The sequence below is a fragment of the Alteromonas profundi genome (assembly GCF_010500865.1).
In the GTDB taxonomy this organism is placed as follows: Bacteria; Pseudomonadota; Gammaproteobacteria; order Enterobacterales; family Alteromonadaceae; genus Alteromonas; species Alteromonas profundi.
The window spans coordinates 1-14,464 of record NZ_JAAAWN010000040.1 but is presented as its reverse complement, the minus strand read 5'-3'; the positions used below and the strand labels follow the sequence as shown (position 1 = coordinate 14,464).

General features: G+C 42.2%; 8 protein-coding genes. 4 read left to right on the top strand and 4 right to left on the bottom strand.

Going from position 1 to position 14,464, the window contains the following annotated elements; all coding sequences use genetic code 11:
* Positions 1-208 precede the first annotated feature (208 nt).
* Together GTH32_RS18250 and GTH32_RS18245 are read right to left on the bottom strand one after the other, a co-directional pair.
* Positions 209-1,294 (bottom strand): patatin-like phospholipase family protein, encoded by a 1,086-nt coding sequence (locus GTH32_RS18250; RefSeq protein ID WP_163088476.1) that lies wholly within the window; start codon positions 1,292-1,294, stop codon positions 209-211.
* Between the two features lie 245 nt (positions 1,295-1,539).
* A complete protein-coding gene (locus GTH32_RS18245; RefSeq protein WP_163088474.1) occupies positions 1,540-2,700 on the bottom strand; it encodes an AI-2E family transporter in 1,161 nt (386 codons plus the stop codon).
* Positions 2,701-3,175: 475 nt separating this feature from the next.
* Between GTH32_RS18245 and GTH32_RS18240 the strand changes: the two genes are divergently transcribed.
* Both GTH32_RS18240 and GTH32_RS18235 read left to right on the top strand, forming a co-directional pair.
* Entirely contained in the window at positions 3,176-3,757 is a 582-nt protein-coding gene (locus GTH32_RS18240; RefSeq protein ID WP_163088472.1) for a cysteine hydrolase family protein, read from the top strand.
* Positions 3,754-5,817: an NAD(+) synthase gene (locus GTH32_RS18235; RefSeq protein ID WP_163088470.1), complete on the top strand. Its 2,064-nt coding sequence runs from the start codon at positions 3,754-3,756 to the stop codon at positions 5,815-5,817. The genes GTH32_RS18240 and GTH32_RS18235 overlap by 4 nt, the downstream gene beginning before the upstream one ends.
* Positions 5,818-6,039: 222 nt before the next feature.
* On the opposite strand, the gene GTH32_RS18230 is transcribed toward GTH32_RS18235, so the two are convergent.
* Both GTH32_RS18230 and GTH32_RS18225 read right to left on the bottom strand, forming a co-directional pair.
* The gene (locus tag GTH32_RS18230) at positions 6,040-6,828 is read right to left on the bottom strand and encodes a lipase family protein (protein ID WP_163088468.1); all 789 of its coding nucleotides are present in this window, start codon (positions 6,826-6,828) and stop codon (positions 6,040-6,042) included.
* 549 nt (positions 6,829-7,377) lie between these two features.
* On the bottom strand, positions 7,378-10,341 hold the full coding sequence (locus GTH32_RS18225) for a TonB-dependent receptor (RefSeq protein ID WP_163088466.1): 2,964 nt from the start codon (positions 10,339-10,341) through the stop codon (positions 7,378-7,380).
* A 1,823-nt stretch (positions 10,342-12,164) separates the two neighbouring features.
* Here GTH32_RS18225 and GTH32_RS18220 point away from each other — a divergent pair.
* Together GTH32_RS18220 and GTH32_RS18215 are read left to right on the top strand one after the other, a co-directional pair.
* Positions 12,165-12,797: a cation diffusion facilitator family transporter gene (locus GTH32_RS18220; protein WP_163088464.1), complete on the top strand. Its 633-nt coding sequence runs from the start codon at positions 12,165-12,167 to the stop codon at positions 12,795-12,797.
* A 203-nt stretch (positions 12,798-13,000) separates the two neighbouring features.
* Complete coding sequence (locus GTH32_RS18215) at positions 13,001-14,212, top strand: permease (protein WP_061095220.1); 1,212 nt, start codon at positions 13,001-13,003, stop codon at positions 14,210-14,212.
* Positions 14,213-14,464 lie beyond the last annotated feature (252 nt).

The following is a 14,464-nucleotide window of genomic DNA, read 5'->3' as shown; positions in this document are numbered from 1 at the left end:
CGAAAATAAGGCTTACACGCACATTCACAATTACTGACAATCCCCAACATAGATAAAGTTACCTACATTAATAACCTCCTGAAAGAGGTTATGCATGCTACTTTTCATTTCTAAAAGTGCCTGTCTTGCTATGCTGTTTCATTTCTAAAAGTGCCTGTCTCGCTATGCTTTGCTCTCTATGTTTTGATTTCCATATGTGCCTGTCTTGCTATGCTGACAACCTATTTTCTTTTGATGTGTCCCCGTGAGTACTCCTTATAAAGGCTGGCACAGCTATCGATGGTTCAGGTTTGACCGGTGCTATTAAGATATCGTCGTCAAAGTAACGTCTTTGTTTATGGATAGAGATCGCTTCATTTGATAAAAATACTTGGCCCGCTTCACGACCTAATTTGTAATCGTGTCGAAGCTGCTCATCGCTACTACCAAGCAACTTACTCTGCAGTTTTTTTGATGCAAAAATTTGCACAATCTCTACACCTTCCGGTGGATTGTCTATAAAAGCGAGCTCTTTTTGATATGCCTGTTCGTGCTGAAGCAAATAATCTATGGTTTTAGGACAGTGGCCCGTAGAGCACATAACGGCGCTAATTTTCTGTAACCAAGGGGACTGCGCTTGAAACCCTTCGTCCACGGTTCGAATTACCACAATTTTTGTGGCGCCACGCTTGTATGCTTCTGTAACAGGTAGAGGCGCTGCAAGCCCACCATCCAAATAAAAATCGGTATTAGCTGCCTGCTGCGCATTAACATTTGTCTTAAGCTTTACACCTTGCTTATACAGAAGGGGCAAGGCGCTGGATGCTTTAATAAGGTCTACCCAATTGTGCTCACTTTTCATCGGGTTCAAATAGTAAGCCTTACGATTGCGAGCATTTGTAGCGGTGAAAAGTATTTCCCTGTTACTTACGTTTCTTTTAGCCATGTCGAGGTCTAAAAGGCGGTTTGCTTCTTGGGTTTTATCAAAATACCAGTCTAAATCGACGATATGTTTGCCAACCAATCCTCGCCCCATTTGAAAAAAGCGTTTGTGTCTGGTTAAGCCACGGATAAGCCGCTTCGCGTAGCCCTTTTGGCGTGCCACAAAACTCGTCAAATTTTGAGAGCCAGCAGATGTACCGATTAAAATATCAAAGGGGTCGTGGCCTTGTTCTAACCAAAGATCTAAAACCCCAGCGGTGAAAATACCTCGCTGTCCGCCACCTTCTGCTACCAAAGCAACCTTCCCAGCTTGGGTTTTGCTGGTATTATTAACGCTAATAGTTGATGCTGTAGCAAGCTGTTGACGGAACATGATAATCCTTTTTTAACCACATAATATAATTGACTACATGGTTAAATTTTAACGAGATCAACAGCGCTAGGATAATTGGAAGAACTAATCGTTCTGATAGGAAAATGCTGTGTCACACAGCTGCAAACAATAAATGAACACGGGTGCGTACAGGGGGCTGATGATTTACGCTATGTACTAACGAACCTTGCTTATAGGCTAAAGATTTAGGCCAGTGCTTCTATCAGAGCGCACGATGAGGAAATCTACTTCGATTCTATCAATCGAATCCAGTGACTTAGCACGCCTAAATTCTGCAAGATTATTTTAAAGCACATCAGAATAGGTACTGCTAGCAGCACGCCAACTACGCCCCATAGCCAACCTGTTATCGATATCCAAACAATAATTATTAGCGGATTTAATTGCATACTTCTACCAAGTACAGCAGGTGTAATTAACTGCGATTCAATAATGTTAATGATTAAAAATAATCCGGGCGGTAAAAGCGCGCTACTAACGAGACCGAATTGGACAACACCTACCACAAGTAAGATACAACAGCTTGCCAGCCCTCCTAAATAGGGCACGAAATTCATTAAAGCAACTAATGCCCCCCACAGCAGCGCATCTTTCACCCCTAAATAAGTAAACACAGCGGCTGTCGATAGCCCTAAGCAGGTGTTAATTATGCTTATGGTTATGATGTAACTTGATAATTCGCTTTGAATTTGATCTACAAGTACCAATGTACGCTCTTTATTTGAGACAATAGGAAAGTCTCTTACAAATACATTAAACAAGCCTGGCCCGAAAACCAGTAGAAAGAAGATAAGAATAAAGCAGGCGAATATCTGTGCTAATAGAAGCGGAGCACTGCTGAACATCATTAGCCCAATATCGATGCCACTTTGCTTTATTTTCTCCGTCACAGTACTGTTGGTTTGCTGAGGCGGCGGAGGGGCATTCGCATTATCATCACTACTGAACCAGTCGAAAAATGAGTTTTCTTTTTTGGCTTCTGTTTGTTGAGGAGGAGCTTTTTCAACATCCAAGTGCTGACTTATTTCATCTATCTCTTTAGTGATTTCGGCGGCAATTTTAGGAAGAGATTGAATCCAGCGTCCGGCAGGTTCAGCAAGTTCCAACCCCAAAAAAGAAAATGGAGCTACCAACAAAGCCATCAATACGGCAGCTGAAATTGTTCGTGGAAAATGGAATTTTCTTGCGAAGGTAACTAATGGACTTAAAAGTAAGGCAATAAAAGCGGAGAAAAACAGCGGTATTAAAAGCGATTTGGCAAGGTATAACGTATAGATTATAGCAAGTGCAACGAGTGCTTTAAGCAGCCTCGTTTGCTGCGTTAATTTTGTTGGCGGTATAATAGGCTCCTTATACTCCTCCTTGGTCGTTCCATTCTCACTCATATTTTAGCCTTAAAGGACTTTTGGATAAGTTAACCTAATAACAGCAAAATCAATGAATTAATCTACGCAATACACAATAGACAGGTTCACCTTTTTCGCTCAACCATGCTTTAGCTTCGCCCGCGCGTCACGAAAACATAGCCCTATACACCGATTTCAATGTGTCTAATTTTTGATTGTTCAAAACATAAGCCAGCGCGTAGGCCGAACTAAATTAATTTAGTATCTACTTACTATACCCATAAAGCGCGCGCATCGTCATTATAAAAAATATCCTCACCGCAGGATCACGTGCTTATATTTCTTAACTGCTTCTTTAAAACAAAGATTGGAACCCGGCGCTTACTGTTTTCAGGTAACGTTTTACTGATCTGAACACTCCCTTTACACCATACTAAGCTAAAAGGTAACAGTGCCAAAGTAGGTAACCTAAACATTTTGCTATGTAGTTAAGCTTGTCCTATGGAGTGGACGCATGAAAAAACCAGCTGATTTTCCGGATAAAAGTAAAGTGGTGTTAATTATTATAGATATGATTAACGACCTAGAGTTTGAAGATGGCGATAAAATGCTGCCTTTTGCCCTAGAAGCAGCACACAATATTGCCGAATTTAAAGAATTGCTTCAGCAAAAATCTATCCCTACTATTTATGTGAACGATAACTTCGGCAAATGGCGTTCGGACTTTCGACAACTTGTAAAACACGTATTAGAAGATAATGTAAGAGGGGAAGCCGTTGCCAAAATATTACAGCCTATTGATGACGATTATTTTGTGATAAAAGCGCGGCATTCCGGTTTCTTTGGCACTACGCTTGAAACATTATTGCAGCATCTTGGCGCAGAAACGCTAATTTTATCGGGGCTTACTGCGGATATGTGTGTTCAATTTACCGCACAAGATGCGCACATGCGGCAGTTTAACGTTATTGTTCCTCCAGACTTAGTGGTTTGCGCTAACCAAAACACCAAGCGTATAGCGCTGTCGCAAATGGCCGAAACCTGTAAAGCCGAAACACCGCTTTCTAGCAATATTAATTTGGAAGAATACTTGTGAGCACAAATCATTCGTTTAATAATATTTATACCCACGGGTTTGCAAGAGTTGCAGTATGCATCCCTGAAGTTAAAGTGGCCGATCCCGTTTATAATGCTGAACAAATAATTGAATTAGCGAAGCGCGCCGACAAACAACATACCGCAGTTTGCCTTTTCCCTGAACTAGGTATAAGTGCTTATTCCTGTGGCGATTTATTTCACCAAGATGCGCTACTAGATGCGTGTTTAGAGGCTATCGAAAGTGTAAAGGTAGCGTCAAAATCGTTGCGTCCTTTGCTATTGATAGGAGCGCCCTTACAAATTGAAGGCGCACTTTATAACTGTGCTATAGCCATCCATAACGGGAAAGTTTTGGGTGCAGTGCCAAAAACCTATTTACCTAACTATCGAGAGTTTTACGAGAAGCGCCAATTTGCCTCGGGTCGAGACTGTGTACTTAGCGAGATTAAGTTACTTGGTGAGCGTGTTCCCTTTGGGGCCGATTTAATCTACAACGCAGTAGATGTAAAACACCTGCGAATACACAGCGAGATTTGTGAAGACTTGTGGACGCCAATTCCACCTAGTACCTATGCGGCGCTTGCTGGGGCTACGTTATTAACCAATCTGTCTGCCAGCAATATAACTGTAGATAAAGCGCGATATCGCAAAGACTTATGTGCCCGTCAATCGGGGGCATGCGTAGCCGCTTATATGTACGCTGCGGCAGGGCCGGGCGAGTCTACCACCGATCTTGCGTGGGATGGACACGGCCTAATTTTTGAGAATGATAACCTGCTTACGGAAGCGGGTCGATTCACTCCACAGGCAGACTTATTGGTCGCCGATATAGACCTAGAGCGATTGAGTCAAGACAGAATGCGTTTAACCAGCTTTCATGACTCAGTAAGTGCGCATAGAGATAAAGTGGCTAGAGTGCGACGTATCGATTTTACCCTAAATCCACCAAAAGTGGGGCTTCCTCTCTTACGCGAAGCGAACCGTTTTCCTTTTGTTCCATCCAACACTGATGATTTGGATACCCGCTGTTATGAAACCTACAATATCCAGATTCATGGTTTGGAGAAAAGGCTCAGCGCATCGGGCTTTACTAAACTAGTGATTGGAGTATCTGGTGGCCTTGATTCTACTCACGCACTAATAGTCGCGGCGAAAACCATGGACCGAATGAACTTGCCCCGTTCAAATATTCTCGCTTACACCATGCCCGCATATGCCACCAGTAGCAAAACAAAAAGTAACGCCCATAAGCTTATGGAGAGCCTTGACGTTAGCGCAAAAGAAATAGACATTCAGCCATCGTGCGATCAAATGCTTAAGGACATAGAGCATCCATATGCAAAAGGAGAAGAGGTTTTCGATGTTAACTTTGAAAATGTACAAGCTGGCGAGCGCACTTCCCATTTATTTAGGTTAGCAGGGCAAAACCATGCGCTTGTGCTAGGGACAGGGGATTTATCTGAAATAGGTTTGGGATGGATGACCTATGGTGTGGGCGATCACATGTCACACTACAACGTAAACAGTAGCGTACCTAAAACTTTAATTCAGCATCTTATTCGCTGGATAGCAGGACAAGAAGAGTTCGATACCGATACCCGCAACGTATTAATGGATATCGTTAATACGGAAATTTCGCCCGAGTTGGTGCCAGGCAAAGATGACGCAGAAGAGCCTTCTCAAAAAACGGAAGACAAAATTGGCCCTTATGAACTCCAGGATTTCAATCTTTATTGGATTACACGCTATGGGGTGCGTCCATCCAAAGTTGCATTTCTGGCTTACCATGCATGGCATGATGTCAGCAAAGGGAGTTGGCCAAGTACGCTGCCTGTAGAAAATCGTACCGACTACAGTTTAGAACAAATAAAACATTGGCTAGAAGTGTTTTGCTACCGTTTCTTTAAGATTAGCCAGTTTAAACGCTCGGCACTACCCGACGGCCCCAAAGTGGGTTCGGGGGGCTCACTTTCTCCCCGAGGTGATTGGCGAGCGCCTAGCGATGCTGAAGCTGTAGTATGGCTGAAAGAGGTTGAAAATATACCAACAAGGTTATAAAACAATTGCAGCGGTTTCAGCGAGGAAAAAAACGCTATAATGGGCATGGCAGGTACCGAAGCTAAGACTTGGCGATCATGTCTGCTGCCAAAAATGGAAATATAACAATAGCCAGTGCCACGGCGCAGCGGGCATAGATTATTGTTAGAGTACGTATTGGGCTTCGTCGCTTTGGCTTTATCAATAAACAAGAAGCGCATATCGCGAGAGGCGACAAGTAACTTAGTGCTCATCAAACAGTGATTTATTTCTAATGTACTTTCGCATGTAGTGGTAGGTGATAGGACGCAAAAGCCAACTATGTAGCGATTTTAAAAAGCGTTCATGAGTCGGCGTGTTTTCATAAATTTGATCATCGTGTAACCAGAGCATTTTTCCAACATGCCAAAAGTAAAAAGGAAACGGCGGCATAAAAGTAACGATATCGAGATCGCAGCAAATACGGTATGTCTTGCGGTGTAGACAGTAGTTTTTATACCAAGAACGGCTTCCTACAGCAGGCTGACCAAAGGTAACTACTCGTTTAACTGCTTTAGTATGCTTTCGTTCAAAGTAGTCGGCCATGAGCACAGCCACAGCCCCTCCTGAGGAATGCCCAGTAAATGTAAAGCGTTTGCCTTGCTGGCGAAGAGGTTCTAAAACTTTCTCTAAAAGTTCACGTAACGGAAGCGCGTCATCTACTGTTTTTGTACTGGAATACATAGGTTGATTGAGAAGCCTACTAAAGCCCCAATGTACGAAAAATTTCTGATCAAAGTGATTAATTCTCGCAGGCAGGAAGACGAGGTTCGCTAACCAATCCCGAAAACTAAGCGAGCCTCTAAAAACTACGATGACCTCTTTCTTTTTTTCCGTCCACAATATCCTTACACCCATCCGCCCATATTTATCGACGAGTTTACGTTGGTGAAAAGGTTGTAGTGCTCTATGGTAGTGCTCTGCGGCATCGGGGTAGGCAAGTTGGCAAAAAATGGCATATCGTTCATATTGATAGCGTTTCAGTTTCTTCATATAAAACTATAAAAACTCATTTTGGCCAGCACAGATGAGAGAGCAAATTCACGCCCCACTACTTTAAGTTTCACATAGTAGGCCAATATTGTTTCAGCGATATTACGGCTGCTAAATACTACACGTCCCCTACGTTCTGCTTTGTGTAGTTCCGCATGCTAATACTTGCTGTTTAATAGCGTTAACATACGAGGCATATTCCTTCACGCCGTCCTTATGGAATATAGCTAGCCCTCTTTTCTAAATAGCGAACTAACGGAACTAATAAGACAGGCATAACATGCATATCCTAGAACATAAATATGACTGTCTTGTTTAGAAGTCATTGTTTAGAAGTCAATAGTCAGGTTTTCCGGCTTCATAGTGCTTAGTTTTTTCAAAGAGGAGATTAAACATAGGAGCAGAGGGGTTTGTTCGTAGGAAATAAAAAATCCGATAACAATATTTGAAATCGGATTTCGGAGTTTAACAAATCAACCGTCCAGAGGTTAACCTAACTGGACGGCGGTTTGTAAGTTGTTCAGTCGATATAGTGACTAAAGTAAAGAATTAAAATTCAATACCTGCACTAACCTGAACATAACGAGGCGTTTGATACGACGTAGCTGCCATGAAGCGAGGATTTGTATCGCCAGGGAAACTCAGTTCAGCAGTCTCATTTCGTCTTTGAACAGATGAAGCATTAAGAACGTTGAACACGTCTGCTCTTAGTACAACCTCAGTTTCGTAAAGGCTCAAGTTGTATGTAACGTTCAGATCAAGACGAGGCGTCCAATCCGTACGACCATAGCTACCACGATTGAATTTGGTATAGTCATTTTCCACAGTATCGTCAGTACAGTTATCTGCACAAACATAGAAAGTGTCACCATATGAAGGAACACCATTCGGGTGGCCTATACCAAATGCATTTAACGGACGACCTGATGATAGGATAAAGTTCGCACCTAGCGTTAGATCCTCTGTAAGCGAGTAAGATCCGTACGCTTTAAATGTATGGCGACGATCGTTAGGCAGGTAGCCGTATGCACCATCCATCAGTTCTGCAAAGTCGAAATCCTGTGTGATACCAGCGTCATCCTGCGCGTTATCAGATTTAACTAAACCTTCAGTGTTTCCGTAGCTTTGTGCCCAAGTATACGAGGCATTGAATGACCACTTACCATCCCAACCACGAGCTAAAGTAACTTCTACGGAGTTGTATTTACGCTCACCCTCTGGGAAGCCAAGTTCAGCCAAGTCGACATCAATAGCTTCGTCAAGTGAGCCATCTCCGCTACAATCTGTATCAGCGAATATAGTCGCAATATCACCTGGGTTACCAAGGATATACGATGCCGCGTGACAACCGTAAGTATCATCTAGATAAGATGATATTTCCATATCATCAATAGCACCGTTTAACTCACGACGGATACCTCTAATGCCCCAGCTCCAGTTTTCAGCAAAGATAGCTTCATAACCAATAATGAACTCATCTTGATACATTGGATCTAAGTCTTGGTCAACAATACTGCGCGTATCTGGAACAGAACCATCTGCATTTACACGCTCTGCCCCGATTTGATCGCCTTTCACGTAATCTAGATATTCACTACCATTAAAATCTTCTATAGAAGTACCTAACAGCGGGTAATAAGTAGTCACATCATATTCGTTACCTGACAAACGAACGTTTGTATTACTCGCAACAGGAAGGAAGTAGCGGCCAACGTTAGCAAATACTTTAGATTCGCCATCAATATCATAAGATAGACCTAAACGTGGTGCCCACATATTGTCAATTTCAACAAATGTTTCACCTTCGCCGTTCTTGTTATCAAACGAGTCATATCTCAAACCAATTGTAGCGGTAAGTCTATCTGTAACACTCCATTGGTCTTCGATGTAGAAAGCGCTGTTTTCTGTTTCAAAGCTACCATCTACCGTACGGATACGCTCTTCAACATACTCAGTTACGCCCTCAGGAAGCGTTGAGCCGTTATCTAATTCTGCACCAGGTGTTCCGTCGCGTAGATAAACAAATTTACCTTCAGGACCCGAATAACCTTCAAGTGCATCCGAGGTGTTAGTCTCTGTATCATAGCCAAAGCGGACTAAATGGTCTCCAATAAACCATTCAAAGTCGATTCGCATTGCTTCACGCTCATCTTGTCCTTCTTCTACGAGATAAGCTGGGCTACCGATACAACCGGCAAAACGACCAATTGGAGCATCTGCACGCAAGTCATAATGGAAAGAACATTCGTTTTGAACATTACTTTTCGAAGTCAAGTCGTATTTGTTTTTGCCATATAGCGCAGTAACAGTTAAGTCGTCTGACAGGTAACCGGTATATGTTAATGACCAGTTATCACCACCATTTTCTTCGTATCCAGTAGACTGGTAAACCGTTTCGCCTGAATCTAGGTCAAATTTATAGTTTTCGGTAGTAACAGTATTTGAATCTGAGAACGCAAGTAATTCTAATTTGTGATCTTCGTTAATAACCCAGTCTATCTTACCGCCGTAGAATGCATCGTCAGAGCTTTCGTCAAAAAAGCTGCTTCCTTCACCGGTTGTACCTTCGCGGCTAATATCGCGTGGGTTATAGATTCCGTAGAAAAATAAGGTATCTTCAATGATTGCACCGGAAGCGTAAATGTTTCCTTCCAGTTCACTTCTTTCATCAAAACGATTGATTACATATGCATTACCGTCAGCTAGGTAAGTGTCTGGGCTTTGCTCTCGTAAGCTTTCAGGTTGGTAATAAAGGTTTGCACCAACTTTGAATTCGTTAGTACCGCTTTTAGTAATGGCATTTATTACACCACCCGTTGAACGACCGAACTCAGCTGAGTAGCCGCCTGTCTTCACTTCGAATTGCTCGTAAAACTCAAAAGGAACGTCTGAGAATCCAGTACCTGTTCTGAAGTTAGTTACGTTTAGACCATTGATGTAAACAGCATTTTCAGCAACTGACGAGCCTCCAAATGATGCTAGGTTTCCAAAGCGGCTATCACCAGCCGTTGTGCTAGGAGCAAGTAATGCAACTGATGTTGCGTTACGAGGAACTGGAAGACGGTCTAGTTCAACCTCTCCAATGTTAAGTGATGTACCTGAAGAGGTCATATCAATCATTGAAATTGAGGAGCCAGAAACCTCAATTCTTTCAACATCAGTAGCTAACCCTACAGTTATTTTTCTTGTCCCACCGGCATTAATTCGGAACTCTTCGGATTGATTTTGAGCATACCCAGGTGCATCAGCTGTAATTGAATAGCGTCCTATAGGTAAAGCAGGAAAACGATAGTTCCCTTCAGCATCAACTTCGACAGTTCGCGTATAACCAGTTTCTACATTTCGAATAGTTACGCTCGCCGCGTCAACACCTTGCTTCGATGAACCTATAACCTGACCTGATACTGCCCCAGTTGTGCTTTGCGCCATAGCTGGCGAAATAGCGCCAAAAGCTGCTGTCACAGCTATCGCCGCTAACGTGCGCTTGAAAATATTACTGTTACGATTGACCATAAATTTTCCCTGTATCGTTAGTTGTTATTTATATTTTTCGATTGTCTTCAAAAATTTTTAACCATTTTGATAAGAACTATCTTGATAGTTAACTGTCATACGTAGATCTATTACTATAATTTTCGTATGTATGACAAGCGTGCATCTTATACAAATAAGTCCAAAAACGTCAATTAAATTCTCATAAAGAACAGAGATAAACTAGATAAGACTAACTTTCATATAAGTGATTAGATATAGAACCGTAAGTCCTATTAAGTCATATTGTATCGCCCCTAAGTATTATAAATCTCAACAGAATGATAATAGATACCTCCGCTAAGCCGTGGTAAAAAAGCTGAAAATGGCGACTCAAAAGCGAAATGTCTAATTATGTTTGTCTCAGTTTACGTTGTTTAGATTCAGGGCATTGTGCCTCAGGTGGGTCAATTTTAAATTGTCGATAGTGGGTCAGTTTTACATTGTCGGTGACATCTAAACGCGTTTTCTCTGTCCGGGCTCAAATCACAGGCACAAAAAAGAACTAATAAGACAGGCATAACATGCATAACCTAGAATATAAATATGCCTGTCTTGTTTAGACTGACTCGGACTCGTAAATATGCCTGTCTTGTTTACAGACTTCTCGGACGGCGCGCTTTAGGCGTGCCGATTCAATTTCTTGCAGGCACAAAAAAACCGACTCAAGGTCGGTTTGCTCTCTATTTAAAGAGAATGGTACCAGAGGCCGGACTTGAACCGGCACGCTATTTCTAGCAACGGATTTTTAAATAAATGCGCATACATTACTTTATTGAAATCATGGGTATATGTTTACATTGAGAAGCTTTGCAAATTCTTTGCAAAGTCAGGCCTCATTCCTACGAACAATGTCAAGAAATCTCTTCCGCTTACTTATCAGGTTGTAATAGTAAAAATCATCAAATGTAATAGTCTTCCGGAACACCTCATCCTGCCAACGGAAGCACGTCACCAACAGAATATGACAGGCAGTATTTTAAGGACATAGAAAGTGTCTAGGAAAGTCAGGCCTTGCCAAATGATCCCCGCACCAATAGTTAAAGTACAAATACGCAACAATCCATAAAGCCATTAATTGAATCAGGGATGGATTAACATCGCCAAAAACGTGGGAACAATGAGTGAGTTTTTAACGCAATGGCAAGAGACTGCTCATACTACCTTGGCACTGTTTATATGGCTTTTTAGGTTTTCGTGCTTGGCTACCTAATAAGCTCAATGAGCCAAGTCTTTGTCAACAAAAAGCGAACGCAAAAACCTATGGAAAAATTGGAGCCAAGAGTGCCCGCCTACCTCTAGTCTAAGGGTACTGCACTCTAAGGCCTATGATGGTTCAATTTGACGTCATTATGGCTTTGCCGGTTTACATAAATGCGGGTGGTTCAATTAGGGAGTACATAAATCATGATGAATTGTATGGGAGAGACGATGGGGGTTGAAATGATGATAGGTATGGGTTTGATCTGGCTACTGGTAGTGATGGTCCTAATCGGGGCAGTGGCTGCGTTGTGGAAATACTTACGTTCAGATAAAGCGCGTGATGAATAGAATTAAACATTTGTCTGCAAGCCCGCAAGCAAATGTCATTTCTTTTCCTTTTTAGTAAATGTTGTCTGGAAAATGTGGTAGGCCCCTTTTATAAAACCTGGTCACAATGGACCCCATGTACGCAGTGCTTATCTGTACTCAGGCAAGTTTTGGAAATGGCGTAATTAGCTTACTTGACTTCTAAAGAAACAAGTATAGAACGAGTGCGAAAAAATATGAAGATTTTATTGGATGGAATATATAAAAGTTAAAACATGGAACCAACAAGAAAAAGTGATTTAAAAAAGGCCAGAACGCTTCAAATATTAAATGTCATCTATGATGCAATTGAAGTCATAGTAGCTTTAATCGCAGGAATAATTGCTAATAGTTCAGCGCTCATAGGGTGGGCATTGGACAGTACAATAGAGGTGTTAAGCGCTACCACGCTAGGCTGGCGTCTACACGGCGAACTTAAGGGAATTGATATAAAACAAGTAAATAGACGGAAGAAAATCACTCTCTACGTGATTGCCGTATCATTTACTTTGGTCTGCATATTTATATCTTATGATTCCGTTACAAAACTTCTTAGTCAGCAAACGTCAAGCTGGAGCACTATGGGGTTAATCATTTTAGTTACTTCCTTGCTTATCAACCCGATTTTTATTCATTTCAAAAGAAAATATGGCCGCAAGCTGGATAGCCCGGCGTTACTCGCCGATGCTAAAGATACCTTTATCTGCTTATACCAAACGATCGTTGTCCTTGCCGGTTTGCTATTGGTAAATTGGTTTGGTTGGTGGTGGGCTGATCCTGTGGCGGCATTGCTCATTGTACCTTATGCAGCAAAAGAAGGTTGGGAAGCTTACACTAAAGCAAGAGACATCAGTATTGATGAGAAGTAATACCCGCATCACCTTAAATAATTCATTCTCTTAGCACTGACTTGTTTCGTCACGTATCAACCAAGTGCTTCAGGCTCAGGCATCATGATACAGCACAGAATGTAATGTTCCATGCACCGATGGTTGAGATACAAATACGCAGCAATCCATAAAGCCATTAATTGAATCGGCGATTGATTAACATTGTCTTAAAGGAGAGAACAATGAGTGAGTTTTTAACGCAATGGCAAGAGGCGGCTCACACTACCTTGGGTCTGTTTTGGATGGCTTTTTGGGCTTTCGCGCTTGGTTACCTAATAAGCTCAATGATCCAAGTTTTTGTGACCAAAGAGCGCATGCAAAAGTCCATGGGAAAAGCCGGCCCTAAAAGTGTGGCATTGGGCACTTTCTTTGGTTTTATTTCCAGTTCATGTTCCTTCGCTGCGTTATCGACGACGCGTGCCCTATTTGTAAAAGGTGCAGGCTTAGTTCCTTCGCTTGCTTTCATGTTGGCGTCCACCAACCTGGTGGTGGAATTAGGCATAATCATTTCTATTTTTCTTGGGTGGCAGTTCGTTGTAGGAGAATATGTCGGTGGTATTCTGCTTATCCTGGCCGTGTGGCTTTTGGTCAAACTGACGTGTAAAAAAGAGCTTGAGGAAAAAGCGCAATCACACGCGAAAAAAGCAGAGGGAGGCGACAGCCAGGCAAATAGTAAGGAAAAAGGCTGGAAAGATAAAATAATGAGTAAAGCAGGATGGCACCAAGTTGCCAGCCGTTACACAATGGAATGGAAGATGGTATGGAAAGATGTAACCATTGGATTTACGGTTGCCGGTATCATCGCGGTATTCGTTCCCACTGAATTTTTTCAATCTCTCTTCATAGGGGCCGGACAGGAGTCGAATTCCTTTTTACAAATTCTCGCACAGACAATCGTAGGCCCAGTCGCGGCTTTTTTTACGTTTATTGGTTCAATGGGCAACATTCCGCTAGCGGCGGTGTTATTCGGGCAGGGGGTCAGTTTCGCCGGAGTAATGGCGTTTATTTTTAGTGATTTGGTGGTATTTCCAGTGTTGCGGATTCAGGCGCAGTACTATGGCTGGAAAATGGCTATCTATATACTGATTGTATTTCTATGTGCCCTTGTAGGAGTCTCGCTCGTCATGCACTACGGACTCGATCTCTTGGGGCACTTACCAGATGCCTCCGGGTTTCAGTCGATGACCGATCGGGAGTTCTTCAACATTGATTACGCTTTTTTCTTGAATGTGGCCTTTCTTACATTAACCGGCGCATTCATCTTTTGGCATTACTCCAAAAAAGAGAAATCGACCTCAGGCAGTAAAAGCCTTGGCGATTGGGTATTGCTGACGCTTTCGATAATCGCGTATGTATGGCTTGCAATTGGTATTGCTGTGCTTCCATTTTTATAGTTTACAAGCGCAACTTTATGAATTAGTTAACTTTCATTTTGAGTTTTAATATTAGAAGTTGTTCTAAGTTTCAAATCAGTCCCATAAACGAGCAAAGTTTCTTTCATTTAAAACAAGGAGCCAGTGAATGAATCGCCCCGAGTTCATCGGAGACCAGTTTGTTTAAGTCAGGCCACTTTACCTGACTCGTTTAAATTATCATAGTAGTCTGTTTCATATTGAGCTGGTGAAATATACCCAATTGAAGATAAT